General features: G+C 48.0%; 17 protein-coding genes. All 17 read left to right on the top strand.

From position 1 onward, the window contains the following. Positions 1–31 precede the first annotated feature (31 nt). The 17 genes from ACMXYT_RS11770 (at position 32) to cobM (ending at position 15,784) form a co-directional block, all read left to right on the top strand. Positions 32–832: a DUF4198 domain-containing protein gene (locus tag ACMXYT_RS11770; RefSeq protein ID WP_415893796.1), complete on the top strand. Its 801-nt coding sequence runs from the start codon at positions 32–34 to the stop codon at positions 830–832. A gap of 15 nt (positions 833–847) precedes the next feature. Further along, positions 848–1,468: a cobalt transporter CbiM gene (gene cbiM / locus ACMXYT_RS11765; protein ID WP_415898831.1), complete on the top strand. Its 621-nt coding sequence runs from the start codon at positions 848–850 to the stop codon at positions 1,466–1,468. Beyond that, positions 1,461–2,036, top strand: a complete 576-nt coding sequence (locus tag ACMXYT_RS11760) for a hypothetical protein (RefSeq protein WP_415898830.1) — start codon at positions 1,461–1,463, stop codon at positions 2,034–2,036. The genes cbiM and ACMXYT_RS11760 overlap by 8 nt, the downstream gene beginning before the upstream one ends. A 10-nt stretch (positions 2,037–2,046) precedes the next feature. Further along, positions 2,047–2,829 carry a cobalt ECF transporter T component CbiQ gene (gene cbiQ / locus ACMXYT_RS11755; protein WP_415885345.1) on the top strand — a complete coding sequence of 261 codons (783 nt, stop codon included), beginning with the start codon at positions 2,047–2,049 and terminating at the stop codon, positions 2,827–2,829. After that, a complete protein-coding gene (locus tag ACMXYT_RS11750; RefSeq protein WP_415898829.1) occupies positions 2,826–3,518 on the top strand; it encodes an energy-coupling factor ABC transporter ATP-binding protein in 693 nt (230 codons plus the stop codon). Before cbiQ ends, ACMXYT_RS11750 begins: the two co-directional genes overlap by 4 nt. Beyond that, positions 3,518–4,897 carry an MFS transporter gene (locus ACMXYT_RS11745; protein ID WP_415898828.1) on the top strand — a complete coding sequence of 460 codons (1,380 nt, stop codon included), beginning with the start codon at positions 3,518–3,520 and terminating at the stop codon, positions 4,895–4,897. The genes ACMXYT_RS11750 and ACMXYT_RS11745 overlap by 1 nt, the downstream gene beginning before the upstream one ends. A gap of 256 nt (positions 4,898–5,153) precedes the next feature. Then, the gene (locus ACMXYT_RS11740; protein ID WP_415898827.1) at positions 5,154–6,821 is read left to right on the top strand and encodes an ATP-binding protein; all 1,668 of its coding nucleotides are present in this window, start codon (positions 5,154–5,156) and stop codon (positions 6,819–6,821) included. A gap of 9 nt (positions 6,822–6,830) precedes the next feature. Beyond that, positions 6,831–7,418, top strand: coding sequence for a cob(I)yrinic acid a,c-diamide adenosyltransferase (cobO, locus tag ACMXYT_RS11735; protein ID WP_415898826.1), 588 nt, complete (start codon positions 6,831–6,833; stop codon positions 7,416–7,418). Further along, a complete protein-coding gene (locus ACMXYT_RS11730; protein WP_415898825.1) occupies positions 7,418–8,752 on the top strand; it encodes a cobyrinate a,c-diamide synthase in 1,335 nt (444 codons plus the stop codon). The genes cobO and ACMXYT_RS11730 overlap by 1 nt, the downstream gene beginning before the upstream one ends. Positions 8,753–8,756: 4 nt before the next feature. Then, positions 8,757–9,914 (top strand): cobalt-precorrin-5B (C(1))-methyltransferase, encoded by a 1,158-nt coding sequence (locus tag ACMXYT_RS11725; protein WP_415898824.1) that lies wholly within the window; start codon positions 8,757–8,759, stop codon positions 9,912–9,914. Next, complete coding sequence (locus tag ACMXYT_RS11720; protein ID WP_415898823.1) at positions 9,911–10,681, top strand: precorrin-6A/cobalt-precorrin-6A reductase; 771 nt, start codon at positions 9,911–9,913, stop codon at positions 10,679–10,681. The genes ACMXYT_RS11725 and ACMXYT_RS11720 overlap by 4 nt, the downstream gene beginning before the upstream one ends. 18 nt (positions 10,682–10,699) lie before the next feature. Beyond that, positions 10,700–11,341 carry a precorrin-8X methylmutase gene (locus tag ACMXYT_RS11715; RefSeq protein ID WP_415898822.1) on the top strand — a complete coding sequence of 214 codons (642 nt, stop codon included), beginning with the start codon at positions 10,700–10,702 and terminating at the stop codon, positions 11,339–11,341. Next, positions 11,341–12,603 (top strand): precorrin-6y C5,15-methyltransferase (decarboxylating) subunit CbiE, encoded by a 1,263-nt coding sequence (cbiE, locus tag ACMXYT_RS11710; RefSeq protein WP_415898821.1) that lies wholly within the window; start codon positions 11,341–11,343, stop codon positions 12,601–12,603. The genes ACMXYT_RS11715 and cbiE overlap by 1 nt, the downstream gene beginning before the upstream one ends. Further along, entirely contained in the window at positions 12,600–13,325 is a 726-nt protein-coding gene (gene cobI, locus ACMXYT_RS11705) for a precorrin-2 C(20)-methyltransferase (protein ID WP_415898820.1), read from the top strand. The genes cbiE and cobI overlap by 4 nt, the downstream gene beginning before the upstream one ends. Further along, positions 13,325–14,095, top strand: coding sequence for a cobalt-precorrin 5A hydrolase (locus ACMXYT_RS11700; protein ID WP_415898819.1), 771 nt, complete (start codon positions 13,325–13,327; stop codon positions 14,093–14,095). Before cobI ends, ACMXYT_RS11700 begins: the two co-directional genes overlap by 1 nt. 18 nt (positions 14,096–14,113) lie before the next feature. Next, the gene (gene cobJ / locus ACMXYT_RS11695; protein WP_415898818.1) at positions 14,114–14,890 is read left to right on the top strand and encodes a precorrin-3B C(17)-methyltransferase; all 777 of its coding nucleotides are present in this window, start codon (positions 14,114–14,116) and stop codon (positions 14,888–14,890) included. Between the two features lie 102 nt (positions 14,891–14,992). Beyond that, a complete protein-coding gene (gene cobM / locus ACMXYT_RS11690; RefSeq protein WP_415898817.1) occupies positions 14,993–15,784 on the top strand; it encodes a precorrin-4 C(11)-methyltransferase in 792 nt (263 codons plus the stop codon). Positions 15,785–15,788 lie beyond the last annotated feature (4 nt).

The raw sequence follows: 15,788 nt of genomic DNA, 5'->3' as shown, positions 1-15,788 counted from the left end.
TCCGACAATATTTTATGTTGGAGATTTTTTTGTGCTTAAAAAATTAGCGTTTTCAGTAGCAGCAGGCGCTGCGCTCTATTCTTCTATTGCATCAGCTCACTTCCAAATGGTTTATACGCCAGAATTACTGCGTGAGCGTGGTGGTCAGATCAACCTAAAAATGCCATTTACACACCCTGCGGAAAGTGGCCATGTGATGCAGGTTGAAGCGCCTGAACAGTTCTATGTAATCAAAAAAGGTAAGAAAACAGAGTTGCTAGATTCTGTTAAACCATCTCAGTGGACCAGCGCTGATAATACCGGTACCTCTTTCGAAGCTGATGTGAAGCTACGCGGTCTAGGTGACTACGTATTTGTTCATCAAATGGCACCTTATTTTGAAGAATCTGAAGATATCTATATTCAGCAGATCACGAAGTCCATCGTGAACGTCGGCAGCTTGCCAACAGATTGGAATGAAGATTTTGGTTTGAAGGCCGAGATTGTTCCTTTGACTAAGCCTTACGCGATCTATGAAGGCGGTACGTTTACCGGCGTTGTTAAAAGTGAAGGTAAGCCAGTTCCATTCGCCGAGATTGAAGTGGAATACGTAAACTATGAGCCTGATATGAAAGCTAACGCTTTCGCAAAAGAGGCTAATATGGAAGTTCCAGCTGACGCATTTATCACACAAACAATCTTTGCTGACGCGAACGGTACCTTTACTTTTGGTATCCCTAAAGCGGGCCAGTGGGGTTTCTGTGCCTTGGGTGTTGGCTCTGATAAAGAGCATAAAGGCAAAGAGCTATCCCAAGATGCTGTAATTTGGGTTCAGGCTCACTCAGTTAAATAATTTAGGTATACCAAGATGCACATTGTAGATGGCGCTTTGTCGGGTTCGGTATTAGCAACAGGTGCTGCTTTGACAGTAGCTGGGGTAGGCTTAGGCTTGAAGAAGATGGATTATGATCATCTTCCTCAGGTAGGCGTACTTTCAGCCGCCTTTTTTATCGCTTCTTATATCCACCTGCCTATTGGTTTCTCCAGTGTGCATCTTATCCTGAACGGATTGATCGGCTTAGCGCTTGGCTGGGCCGCTTTCCCTGCGCTATTAGTTGCCCTGTTTCTACAGGCGGTGTTCTTTGGTTTCGGTGGATTCCTCGTCTTAGGGGTGAACGCAGTCAATATCGCGTTACCTGCGGTGTTGGTGTATTACCTCTGCCGGCATGGAATTGGTTCGCAGTCACCTAAAGTGGCAGCCGCTTGGGGCGCTATCGGTGGCGCAGGTTCGATTGTTATAACTACTATCATGGTGGCATTTTCGTTAATGCTTTCGGGCGAGGCTTTCTTGCTCGCAGCTAAAGCGACCTTTGTTGCGCATATTCCGGTCATGATTGTAGAGGGCTTTGTCACTGCGGCAGCTGTGTTGCTGATTCGTAAGGTGAAGCCTGAATTCTTTGGTCTCGATGAGGAACGCGCTTATGGCTAAGTTATTAGCGCCACTTGTATTCCTATTTGCCCTGATTTCTTCAGGTGCGCATGCCCATAATGTTGTCGGTGGTGTTTACGCTATTGGTAACACGATAGAAGGTGAAGTTGGCTTTTCTAATGGTGATATGGCTCAAGAGGGTACAGAAATTATCGTATCTGATGCGGCTGGTAATGAACTCGGTAAGACCGTAACTGACGCTGATGGCTTGTTTGTATTTTCGGCTCAGCAACGAATTGATCACCATTTCTTTGCCAACCTGAGTGCAGGTCATGTGCTTGAAATCTCCCTGCCGGCTGATGAACTGCCAGATAGCTTACCCGGCGGAAATGTCGCAATGAGCGCTTCGGGCAATAGTAGTGAAACTCCAAAGTTTAATGGTGATCAAGCAGCGCTGCAGGCGATGATCGAAAAAGCGGTAGCAAAACAGGTTAAACCATTGCGTCAGGAATTGGCTGCTTATAAAGAGAAAGCGGGTCTTCAAGATGTGATGGGTGGTATTGGTTATATCTTTGGACTTTGCGGCTTAGGTATCTGGTGGCGCCAACGTCAGAAAGAGAAACAGTAGGAAAAGGAACATGCCTCAGTTTCTTGAGCATAGCGGCACCTCATGGAAGGGGCAGAAGGTTAAGCATGATCAATCGTTGATTGATCGCCTTGACCCGCGCATGCGCGTTATCTTAGTGACACTGTTTGCGTTTGCGACAGTGCTTTCGCACAACTTTTTTGTTTTAACAACAGCCGTTATCGCTGGCTTTATGTTGGCGGTGCTCGCGCAGTTAAATGTTAAACGTACTCTTCGTCGTGTGATCGCGATGGATATGTTTATGATCTTCTTGATCATCCTGCTGCCTTTCACCACCCCCGGCGAAACTTGGTTTACTCTGTTTGGTTTATCGGCGAGTAAAGAGGGTTTCTTTCATGCTCTCATGATTCTATTGAAGGCCCATGCTGTGGTATTAGCGCTGCTTGCTTTAGTAGGCACGATCAGCGCTACCACGCTAGGGCATGCATTAGCGCATCTTCGGGTACCCGATAAACTAGTACATCTCATGTTATTTACTGTGCGCTATCTTGAAGTGATCGGCCAAGAGTACAAACGGATGCGCAGAGCGATGCAGGCTCGAGCCTTTGTACTTCGCACTGATATGCATACCTGGCGTTCGATTGGTTATCTAATTGGCATGTTGCTCGTGCATTCGTTAGAGCGTTCAGAGCGGATTATGGATGCAATGAAGTGCCGTGGTTACAAAGGCCAGTTTTACCTGTTTGATGATATGCGCTTAGGCAGTGAAGATTACCGCTTCTTAGCGGTATTTGTGCCTTTCCTTTGCATTCTAACCGGATTGAATTTCTTATGAGTGAACAAAACACACTAATTAAAGTAACCGGTTTGAGTTATCGTTACCCACGTCGTGGAGTGGTTTTAGATAACGTCGATTTTACTCTTAATGCAGGCGAAAGGGTCGCATTAACTGGCCCAAATGGTGCGGGTAAAACAACCTTATTACATCTATTGGTGGGCTTAAAGAAAGCTAAAGCCGGAGAGATTTGGGCGTTTGGCGAAACCCGCAGTGAAGAAAAGCAATTCATCGATGTTCGTGCGCGCGCGGGCTTCCTATTTCAAGATCCAGATGATCAGTTGTTCTGCCCAACGGTTCTGGAAGATGTAGCATTCGGTCCACTCAACCTTGGCAAAAGCCGTGAAGAAGCGTTGAAGATTGCGAGCGATACTTTAGCTTCGTTAGGAATGGAAGGCTTTGAAGAGCGTATAACTCACCAGCTATCGGGTGGTGAAAAGCGCATGATCACGCTGGCTTCGGTATTAGCGATGGAGCCTGAAGTGTTATTGCTGGATGAGCCGAGTAATGCCTTAGATACTGAAGCGCGTCAAAGGCTGATCGATACGCTGCTTGGCTTACCGCAAGCAATGATCATCATCTCCCATGATTCAGAATTTATTGCCCAGCTGGCTACTCGCGAAGTGCGATTAAAAGATGCAAAACTTAATGCTGTAACTGTTGCTGAACCGCAGTTGGAAAGCGCTTAATGGAAATTTTTCAGCCCCTTAGTAATCCTGCGTTTCGTTGGCTATTTCTTGGTCAATTAGTTTCGCTGGTGGGTACAGGGCTGACTACGGTTGCTTTGGCACTATTGGCGTTTGATCTAAATCCTAGTGATGCTGGCTGGGTATTGGGTGTAGCTCTAGCAATCAAAATGGTCGCTTACCTTTGTGTAGCGCCCGTTGTGGGTGGTTATGCCAGTCAGTTACCACGAAAGAGGTGGTTGGCAGGGTTGAATATTGGTCGAGCAGCGCTGGTGGCTTTAATGCCGTTCTGTCAGGAAGCGTGGCAGCTGTTTCTGTTGATGTTTCTGCTGAATGCGATGGCCGCAGGTTACACCCCAGTCTATCAGGCGTTATTGCCCGATGTATTGCCCGATGAAAAAGAATATACCCGAGCGCTATCTTTATCGCGTTTAGCGATGGAGATGGAAAGCTTATTAAGCCCAGCATTAGCGGCTTTCTTACTGTTGTTTACTAGCTATGCCTTGTTGTTCGAGTTGAATGCCGTTGGTTTTGTTATCGCAGCGTTGTTTCTTCTACTAGCGGTTGTTCCAGCTAATACAGTAAGCGATCGCAGCGGTGGGGTTTGGAAAAAGGTTAGCTTTGGAGTGCGTAGTTATCTTAAAACGCCGCGCTTACAGGCGGTGTTGTTGCTCAATCTAGCGCTTTCTGCAGCAGGCGCGATGATCATCGTAAACACGGTTGTTTATGTACGTGCAGTGTTGGGTTTATCCGAAGAACAGGTGCCTTTGCTGATGCTTTCAGCAGGCGTAGGCTCAATGATAGCCGCGTTTATATTGCCTAAACTGCTTGAGAGTGTTCATGATCGCCCTGTGATGTTTATAGGTGCAGGGTTGTTGGTTGTTGTTCTGTTAGCAGGGCTAAGCGGTCCAGGGTATTGGGGATTATTTCCAATCTGGTTTGTGATTGGTGTCGGTACAAGTTTGATCCTTATACCAACCGGGCGAGTAGTCAGAAACTCATGCCAAGAGAGTGATCGAAACGATTACTTCTCAGCGAATTTCGCCCTGACTCACGGTATGTGGTTGTTAGGTTATCTGCTTGCTGGATGGCTAGGTAGCCGATTGGGTATGGACGGTGCTTTTCTTGGTTTAGCTGCGCTGGCCGCAGTAGCGTTGATTGCGGCAATGTTGGTTTGGAAGAAAGATGATCAGCATGATCTATGGCATGAGCATCCAGAGATGGACCATCTTCATCCACATGTACATGATGAACATCATCAGCATGAACACGAAGGATGGGAGGGGCCAGAGCCACATGTGCATCCCCATTATCATCCGAAGCAGAAGCATAAACACAAATTTGTTATCGACGAACATCACGCACATTGGCCAAAACAATAGTACGCTGGCCTAGATGCCCGATTACGGCGTTAAATTTTTTCTTGAGTGCTCAGCGGCAGTTTCTGCCACAACGCTCAAAGAGCGGCCCTTTAGGGTGAACGGAGTGAATCTTTACACCAGTAATACCCGAAGGGGCACACTGACTCCGCTCTTTCGAAAAAATTTGCCTTGTACTCGAACATCTATACTCAGCGTACGATGAGCTTTAGAACAAATTTAGTCATTCCAGCGAAGTCTGGAACTTAAAGGTAGCAGAATGAGTAAGCCTCATTTTCCATTTACAGCAGTATGCGGGCAGGCGCAGTTTAAGCTTGCTTTGATACTTACAGCGATCAACCCAGCTATCGGTGGGGTGGTGATCAGTGGACCTCGTGGTAGTGCTAAGTCTACGCTAGCGCGCGGTATGGCGGATCTTTTGCCCGATCACCTTCAAGCGGAAGGGGATGATCTAGTCGCGGCTGAGTTCGTGACGCTACCGTTAGGTGCAAGCGAAGAGATGCTGTTGGGTACGCTGGATCTAGAGCAGGTGTTGAACGATAAGAAGATGCAGTTCAGCCCTGGTCTATTGAGCAAAGCCCACGGTGGGGTGCTCTATGTGGATGAGGTGAACCTACTACCCGATAACCTTGTTGATCTATTGTTAGATGTTTCTACCTCTGGCGTAAACCGCGTAGAGCGTGATGGTATAAGCCATAGCCACCGCTCTGAGTTTCTATTGGTTGGCACAATGAACCCCGATGAGGGGGAGTTGCGCCCACAGTTGCATGATCGCTTTGGTTTCTCGGTAAATCTAAGTAACCAGTATGCGCCGCTTGAGAGGGTCGAGATTGTAAAACGTCGCGAGCAGTTTGATCGCAATCCTGAAGCCTTTATTGCTGAATATGCAGATCAGCAAACTGAACTGGTTGATCAGATTTTGGCAGCTCGTGAAAAGCTACAAACAGTCACTTGTTCTGATGAGCTACGTTTAGATATTGCTGAGCGATGTGCTCAAGCACAGGTTGATGGCCTGCGTGCTGATATCGTGTGGTACCGAGCAGCGTTAACTCATGCGGCGCTGAATCAGCAAGCGGAAGTAACATTACAGAATATCGATGCAGTGGAAGAGTTAGTTTTAGCGCATCGCCGTAAGGTCTTGCCTGAGCAGAATCCTCCGCAGCAACCGCCAACACCTCCTAAGCAAGATCAGCAAGGCTTTAAACGCCCTGACGATAGTCATCGCCCACAGTCCGGTGAAGGTGAGTGGGGGGCTATGAAGCCGCAACAACAGAAGACGGCTGAGAAAACTGCACTAGAGCTTCCTGATCTGATGACTCACAACCACGAGAAGCAGGGCATTAAGCAAACATCAGAACTGAGCAGTCGTCCTGACTGGTTTAAGACTTTAATGAGCAGCCTGCCTAACTGGCCACCGAAGGCGCTGCAGTTTAAGAAGCAGGGCAAGAGTGCAGATCGTTTACACTTGGTCTTGTTGGATACTTCAGCTTCCACTTTGCAGGCACAAGGTTTTGCTTATGCAAAAGCTGCTGTGCTGCAGATCTCAGAGAATGCGTATTTGAATCGTGAACAGATTGCTCTGTTTGGATTTGGTAATACCGAGGTTAAAAACCTGCTTTCTAGAATTAGAGCACCTAAAGAGCTGCGTAGTTGGTTAGATCAACTGGGTGCCGGTGGTGGCACACCTATGCGCGAAGCTTTTGTTGAAGCGCGAACTTATCTACAGCAGCTGCGCAAACAACAGCCCGAGCTTGATGTCGCTATCTATGTATTAAGCGATGGTCGCAGCAGTAGCTCTTTAAATGGCATTGATTTAGGTGGCGATTTGATCTGGATCGATACCGAACTCAGCCAAGTGAAACGCGGCAAAGGCCGTCGTTTCGCTAATGAATTAAATGCAACTTACCTATCTTTATCTGGAGCATAAGAACCCGATATGAAAACGCATCAGGAACGCATGGCGAAAAAGAAAGAGGTGATCGATAAGCGTATCGCCCAAGCCACTGAAGAGCGCGGTGTACTTATCCTGCTGAAAGGTAACGGCAAAGGTAAGAGTAGTTCTGCGTTTGGCACTATGGCACGTTGTGTCGGCCATGGAAAAAAAGCGGCGGTTATCCAGTTTGTAAAAGGTCGTACTGAGACCGGTGAATATAAGCTGTTCCGTGATCATGAGCTGATCGACTGGAATGTCATGGGCCATGGCTTTACCTGGGAAACGCAGGATAAAATTCAAGATATTGAGGCAGCGAAGAAAGCCTGGGCCCTAGCTGAGCAATACCTTAAAGATGATAGCTATGAAATGCTGGTATTTGATGAGCTTAGCTATATGTTCAAATACAAATATTTGCCGTTAGAGCCGGTTATCGAAGCCTTACAAAATCGCCCGAAGAATCAGAACGTTATGATTACCGGTCGTGTTATGCCTGAAGGTCTAGAAGAGATCGCTGATACGATCAGCAGTATTCGCGATGAGCGTCATGCATTCCGTCTTGGTGTTAAAGCGCAGGCTGGGATCGAATTCTAATGGCCGAACAGCAATCTGTACTTTGCCCCGCACTGTTTCTAACAGCACCAAGCTCGGGTGAAGGTAAAACCACGATTACAGCAGCACTGGCACGTTATTTCCGTGATCAGGGTAAAGTGGTTCGTGTATTTAAAACCGGCCCGGACTATCTTGATCCGCAGATCTTAGCGCAGGCGAGTGGTCAGGATGTCGAGCAGCTAGATCTATGGATGGCCGGCGAAAACTACTGCCAGCAAAAGCTCTATGAGGCAGCAAAAACCGCCGATCTGATTTTGGTTGAAGGCGCTATGGGCATGTTTGATGGCGAACCTTCCAGTGCAGACTTAGCAGCGCGTTTTAATATCCCTGTTGCGATCGTTATGAATGTAAAAGGGATGGCACAGACTGCTGCAGCGATTGCGATGGGCTTAGCTAACTATCGTTCTGATATTTCGGTTGCCGGTTTAATTGCCAATAACTGTGGCACCGAGCGTCATGCTCAATTGATTTGTGATGCACTGCCTGAATCTTTACCTCTGCTAGCTACATTGGCGCGTGACCCAGAGGTTGCCTTACCGGAACGCCATTTAGGTTTAGTGCAGGCCGCAGAAGTTTATGACGAGTTAGAGCAGCGTTTTGGTTTGGGTGCCGAGTGGATTAGAGGCCCGCTAGAAAACATTAATCAGATTACTAACCTGCCTGAACCAGTAGAGTTCTTCAGCGCAGAAATACCTGAGGTTGAACCGCTGCTGGAAGGTAAGCGCATAGCGATCGCTAAGGATGAAGCGTTTAGTTTTATCTACGATGCCAATCTACGTTTACTAGAGCAGATGGGAGCAGAGCTTAAGTTCTTCTCGCCTCTACATGATAAGGAACTACCAGAAGCTGATAGCTTATGGTTACCGGGTGGATATCCAGAACTGCATGCACAGGCGCTATCTGACAACCAAACCATGCAGGCGCAGATCCGTGAGTTCCACTCAGCGGGCAAACCGATTTTGGCTGAGTGCGGCGGCTTCCTCTACTGCCTTGAAGATCTTACCGATCTAGAAGATAACTGCCGTCCTATGACTGGAATTCTCAAAGGCCATGGGGCTATGCGCGGTAAACGCGGTTGCCAAGGGATGCAAACGGCGATGTTACCTGAAGGTGAGGTTCAGGCACATGCTCATCACCGTTCGCGTAGTTCTGATACACCGGAACCGGTAGGACATGGTCGTCGTCAGCGTCACCCAGCACCGGGCGAAGCGATCTACCGAGAGAAAGGTTTAACGGCGAGTTATCTACATCTGTTTTTTGCGTCGAACCCAGAAGCGATCGCCGCAATTTTTAGCGGTAATTTAGAGGAAATATAAGAACGTGTGGCCTGAGAGTAGCGAAAATCAACAGCCAGAGTTGCGCAGCGGTTTAACCACCGGTTGCTGTGCGACTGCATGTTGTGTAGCTGCATCTCAAGCGTTGTTAGCAGGCAAAGAGCCAGAAAATGTAGAAGTCTTGTTGCCTCGCGGGCAGTTGGTAGAGCTGGAGATTATCGCTTATCAACAGTTAGAAAATGAGCAGGGTATTAGAACCGCAACCATTAAAGATGCCGGTGATGATCCTGATGTCACCCATGGTGCAACGGTCTTTGTTGAGCTTCGATTGACTAAAGAAGCGGGTGTAGCATTTAAACCCGCAGAAGGCGTGGGCACAGTGACGCGCGAAGGTTTGGTACTTGATGTAGGTGAGCCTGCGATCAACCCGGTACCACGCAAGATGATGACTGAGCATCTACAAAAAGCCGCTGATGTTTATGGCTACGAAGGTGGTTTTGAGGTTGCTGTGGGCGTAGAAAAGGGCGAACAGATTGCCCTTAAAACTATGAATCCACGCCTTGGCATTATCGGTGGTTTATCGATTTTAGGGACAACAGGGATTGTCCGGCCATACTCTTGTGCTGCTTATATCGCCTCTATCCGCCAAGGGGTGGATGTTGCCAAAGCCAACGGAACTAAACACTTGGCAGCAACGACCGGCAGTACCAGTGAAGCTGCTATTAAAGCGCACTACAACTTGGATGATATGGCCCTGATTGAGATGGGCGACTTTGTTGGCGCTTTACTTAAGCATCTACGTAAAGAGCCTGTAGAGAAGCTCAGTATTTGTGGCGGCTTTGGCAAGATGACCAAACTAGCGAACGGTCATATGGATCTGAATAGCCGCAGCTCCAGCATCGATTTTCAACATATGGCGATGTTGGCTGAGAAGCTGGGTGCTAATGCACCGTTGTTGGAGAAGATCCACAACGCAAATACCAGTATGGAAGTACTGAAACTGTGTCAGGAAGCCGAGATCGATCTGGCACAAGCGGTTTGTACACAGGCGTTGCTGGTTGCAGAAGAGGTTGTGCATAAAACTCAACCTCAAGTAGAGATCGAAGTGTGGGCCACGGATCGAAAAGGCAACTTTGTCGGGCATGCTCAAGGTAAAGCTTCTAACCGAGATACATCGGGTAGCCTGAATGGAGAACAGCAGTGAATATCCTGATTCTTGGAGGCACCTCAGATGCGCGCAAAGTGGTTAAAGGCCTAGATCAGCAAGGACTATTAGGTGATAACCGCGTGATCTATAGCGTGGCTGGCTTGGTGAGAATTCCGCAGCTACCTTGCGAAGTAATCTCAGGTGGTTTTAGCCAATACGGTGGATTGGATACTTATCTAAAAGAGGAGCAGATCGGTCTTCTTCTAGATGTGACCCATCCCTTTGCCGAAACGATGAGCACTACTGCGGTGAATGCCGCTAAACAGCTTGGAATTGAATGCTGGCGTTTCCATCGCGAAGCATGGCAAGCGCAGCAGGGTGATAAGTGGCGTAGCTTTGCTGATATGCAATCACTGGTTGCGGCAGCAGAAAGCTATAAGTCGGTGCTTTTGACGGCGGGGCAGTTATCCCAAGCGGTGATCGATCAGTTTGGCGTTTATGCACAACGTAATGGTCAGACGCAGGTGTTCCGCACAGCTGCACCTGCGCAAGCTGAATTACCGGAAAGCATGCAATGGTTAAAAGCGATTGGGCCGTTTAATCATCAGGATGAAAAGGCACTGTTAGCGCATCATCAGATTGATCTGCTGATCAGTAAAAATAGTGGCGGCGCAGCAACAGAAGCCAAGTTGAGTGCTGCCAGAGAGTTGGGCGTAGATGTGTTTATGTTAGAGCGCCCAGAACTTCCTGAAGCGGATCGGATATTCCGAGAGATAGACGGCTGTGTAGAAGCCGTCAGAACACTAGTTAACGAGTCTAGATGATAGTAGGTAAGAAACAGCGTGGCGTTTGAGTACGAAATTAATCCACAGGCGATAGAGAAAGATAGCTTTCGACAGATTCGCGAGCTAACGGAGCTAAGCCACTTCGATCGCGAGCAGCAACAAGTTGTGATGCGTATTGTGCACAGCTTAGGTATGCCTGAGTTAGCGGAACAGGTGCGTTTCAGTAAAAATGCTTGTGAAACAGGTATGGCTGCGCTGTCTCAGGAGTGCGAAATCCTCTGTGATGTCGAGATGGTACGTCAGGGAATCACTAAACGCATGATTCAGCGTTTACCTAGCTGTTATCTGAATGACCCACGTACTGCAGAACTGGCAAAACAAACGGGTGAGACCCGTTCTATGGCGGCGGTAGAGCTATGGCGTGATTCTTTGGCCGGTAGTGTCGTGGTGATTGGCAATGCGCCTACTGCATTGTTTCGTTTGTTAGAGATGATCGAAAAGGGCGCAGAAAAACCTGCGTTGATTATCGGTATGCCGGTGGGTTTTGTCGGTGCTGCTGAGTCCAAACAAGCATTGTGGGATGTTCACGAGCAACTGGACATTGAATGTATAACGCTGCTGGGTCGTCAGGGTGGTAGTGCTGTATCAGCCGCCAGTTGTAATGCTCTGCTGCGTTGTAATCGTGGGGAGTATTATTAATGATCCACGTAGTTGGTTTAGGTGTTTCTCATCTGGCTGAACTGTCTTCGGATGCGCAGCAGGCTTTAGCACAGGTTGATCTGGTGATCGGTTCTGAGCGTCAGTTGGCGACCATCAAAGAGTTGATGCCATCAGATAACGCTACCACGGAACTGCCAAAACTAGCTGAACTGAAAAAACTGGTTGAGGGCGTTCTTGCTGAAGAAAAATCAGTGATGATTCTAGCCTCCGGTGATCCACTGTTTTATGGCATTGGTCGTTGGTTTAGCCGCTATTTTTCCCAGTCAGATTTGAGATTCTATCCAGCGGTATCGAGCTTACAGATGGCCTGCCACCGTTTGGGTCTGGCCCTGCAGGACTTAGAAGTATTAAGCCTGCACGGTCGTCCGGTCGAAAAGCTGAAAACACGTTTACGCCAGAATCAGTCGTTGCTGATCCTGACGGACAGTAAAAGTTATCCTCAGGTGCTTGCTCAACACTGTGTTGAGTCAGGTTTTCCACAAGCACAGCTGACCGTATTGGAAACCTTAGGTTATCCAGACGAGCAGATTCGCCGTTTCTCTGCATCGGAGTTACTGGAAGCAGATCATGAGTTTGATCCACTGCATCTGACCCTTATCGAACCGGGTTCAAACCAAGGTTACCTACCTGAGTTTCCGGGTATTCCTGATCAGCACTTTATTACTGATACAGATAAACCGGGTAAAGGGATGATCAGTAAACGCGAGGTCAGACTTACGATTCTCTCGTTGATGCAGTTAAGCCGTGATGATCAGGTTTGGGATATAGGTGCGGGTTGTGGTGGCGTAGCCGTTGAGCTTGCTTATTGGCAGCCGCTAGCGACCGTGAATGCGATAGAGCATCACCCAGATCGCCTAAGTTGCTTAGAAGCGAACCGCCAGCGTTTTGGCGTGGTAAGCAATCTTAATATTGTTGAAGGGCGCGCGCCTGAAGCATTAGAAGGGCTCGCTTTGCCAAACAAAGTGTTTATTGGTGGTAGCGATGGTGAATTGCCACAGTTGCTTGCCGAAATATGGGCCTTACTGCCTAAAGATGGTGTACTGGTGGCGAGTGCGGTCACTGAAAATACCAAACAGCTACTGATGCAGTTCTGGCAAGAACGCTCGTTAGCCGAAGATAGCCAATTGGAAACCACCCAAGTGGCCGTAAGTCGTGGTGAAACTTTAGCAGGGCAGTTGATGTATCGACCGAATTTACCGGTTAATTTGTTTAAGTTTGTTAAAACCGGAGATGTTGTATGAATCTGGTGAAAGGCCGATTTATCGGTGTTGGCGTTGGCCCAGGTGATCCTGAGTTATTAACAGTGAAAGCTTGGCGTTTGATTCAGAGCGCTGATGTGATCAGCTATCTGGTGAATGATAAAGGCGAATCACAAGCGAAGAATATCGCTTCCGATGCCATCTATTCAGCGACAACAGCGCAATCGGGTATTCCTATCTATATGCCGATGTCGACGGATCGCAACAAAGCGAATGAGGCTTATGATCAGGGCGCAGCGGCGATTGCTGAACAACTAGAGCAGGGCTTAGATGTGATCTTCCTGTGTGAAGGTGATCCTCTGTTCTTCGGCTCATTCAGTTATCTATTGGAACGTTTACAAGATCGGTTTACCTGCGAAGTTGTACCGGGCATTACCTCGGTAAATGCCGCCGCAGCCACTCTAGTTCATCCGCTCACTATGCTGAAAGAGTCCTTTGCAGTGGTTAATGGTCGTCATTCTGACGAACAGATTCTTGCCGCACTTAAACAAAATGATTCGCTGGTGATTATGAAAGCGGGTCAGGCACGCCCTCGTTTACTTAAATTACTGGCTGATAGCGGGCGCACAGAAGATGCCCAGTATTTGGAATATATCGGCCGTGATAATCAACGTATTGTGAACGATATTAGTGAGCTGGAAGCTGAAGCGGGCCCTTACTTTTCGTTGTTTGTGATTACTCGTAGTGAGAGGAATAGCCGCTAATGGCTTCTCGTCAAACCAAGATCATCGCTCTTACAGAGGCTGGAAAAAGCCTCGCTGAGCGTCTTAGATCCTCGATTGAAGCCGATGTGGTGTATAAACCGCAACCTTTTGCGGAGCAAGTTCAGGGCTTTTTTAAAAACGGTGATCGACTGATCTTTATCTGTGCCACTGGCATTGTTATGCGCAGTTTAGCACCGGTGCTACAGGATAAATATCAAGACCCGCCCGTACTGGTGATTGATGAGCAGGGGCAGTTTGTAATTCCGTTGTTATCAGGTCACGAAGGTGGAGCCAATAATTGGGCTTTAGAAGTCTCGAAGCTATTAAATGCCCAGCCGGTGATAACCACAGCCAATGGCTACCTAAATCCAGTTTATAGCGTCGGTATGGGCTGCGAACGTGGTTGCCCTGTGGATGAATTGGAACGGTTGCTAATGGAATGTCTTCAACAGTCGGGCCTGAGCTTAGATCAAGTGAGTTCTATCAGCAGCATCGATATTAAAGCAGACGAGGTTGGCTTAATTGAGTTGGCTAAAAAGCTCGATAAGCCTTATCAGACTTGGGATAAAAACCAGCTATCAGAGATGGAACCGCTGCTGAGCACTCGATCCGAGTATGTGTTCAACACTGTAGGTGTTTATGGCGTAGCAGAATCAGCAGCCCTATTGAGTGCCAAGCAGCAGACTGGGCAACAGCCTGAGCTGGTCTTGAATAAACAGAAAACGAAGAAAGCTACCTGTGCAATTGCCAGAAGCTATTCAGGCAAATAGCCGAATAAAGAGAATTTAATGTCAAAACTATTTGTAGTGGGCACAGGCCCGGGTGATAAACAGCTTGTAGCGCCAAAAGCTTTGGAAGCGATCAAAGCAAGCTCCGATCTAGTCGCGTACGGTCTTTATCTAGATCTGTTGGGCGATGTTTGTGATAACAAACAGCACCATGATCTGCCTTTAGGCGAAGAGATCGGTCGCGCGCGTTTAGCTTTAGATCTGGCGGCAAGCGGTAAAACCACCGCACTGATCTCCAGTGGCGATATCGGTATCTATGCCATGGCGACATTGGTATTTGAGCTGCTGGATCAACAGTTACAGGGCAAAGAAGATCATCCTGAATGGCTAGATGTGGATATCGAAGTGATCCCAGGTATCTCGGCAATGCAGGCGGGTGCCAGCCGCGTTGGTGCAATGTTGGGCCATGACTTCTGTACGGTATCGCTTTCTGATCTGTTAACCCCTTGGGAAACAATCGAGAAACGTATCCACAGTGCAGGTAGCGGTGACTTTGTAATCTCTTTCTACAACCCCGTATCCAAAAAGCGCGATTGGCAGCTGAATCATGCCCGCGACATCTTGCTGCAGTATCGCCCTGCGGAAACGCCAGTGTTACTAGGTCGCCAATTAACTCGTGAAGATGAGTCGATCCGTATTATTACCTTAGGTGAGCTGGATGCTAAAGATGTGGATATGTTCACACTAGTAAGTGTCGGTAACAGCGAATCTCGCCATATCGTCAATGGCTCAAAAGAGTGGGTCTACACCCCGCGCGGTTACTCAAAGAAGTTGTAACTAGGTTTGGTGAATTAGATTTGTGGGAGGCGCATCTTGCGCCGAAATTTCGCGGCTGGAAGCCGCTCCCACAGACAAAACTTCCTATTATTGGATTTAATTATGACAGTCTACTTTATCGGTGCAGGTCCGGGTGATCCTGAGCTAATGACCCTGAAAGGTCATCGTGTACTGCAAGAGTGCCCAGTGGTGCTTTATGCCGGTTCTCTGATTCCACGTGAAGTACTGGAAGCGGTTGAAGGCAAAGCGGAGAAGATCATCGATACCGCAACGATCGATCTGGATCAGATTACCGATCATATCGTTCAAGCACATAAAGAGGGTAAGGACGTTGCCCGCCTTCAATGTGGTGATCCATCGCTTTATGGCGCTATCGGCGAACAGATCCGCCGCCTAGAAGCCGAAGGGATCGATTATGAAGTGATTCCGGGCGTGAGTGCGGTGGCTGCCTCTGCCGCTTATCTGAAGAAAGAGCTAACACTCTCCGGTGTATCTCAAACGATCATCATGACCCGCTATGAAGGTAAAACGCCGTTCCCTGAGCGTGAGCGTTTGCCTCAGCTAGCGCAAAGCGGTGCCACCTTGGCGATCCATCTGGGTGTCACCCGTATCCATAAGATTGTTGAAGAGCTGATTCCACACTATGGCGAAGATTGCCCGGTAGCGGTTTGCTATCGCAGCTCTTGGCCTGATCAGGATAAAGTGACCGGAACTTTGGGTGATATTGTCGCTAAAGTTCGCGAAAAGGGTTTTACCCGTACGTCTTTGATTCTGGTCGGTCACGTATTGGATACCGATGATTTTGCCGATTCCTATCTGTACGACAAGGATCAGGCCCACGTATTCCGCAAGAAAGAACACAAAGCAAAACTTGTTAAAGAGACAACAGAGTAATAGT

The sequence above is a fragment of the Neptuniibacter sp. QD37_11 genome (genome assembly GCF_047778105.1).
In the GTDB taxonomy this organism is placed as follows: Bacteria; Pseudomonadota; Gammaproteobacteria; order Pseudomonadales; family Balneatricaceae; genus Neptuniibacter.
The sequence above is the reverse complement of the archived record's forward strand: the minus strand, read 5'-3'. Positions and strand labels throughout refer to the sequence as shown.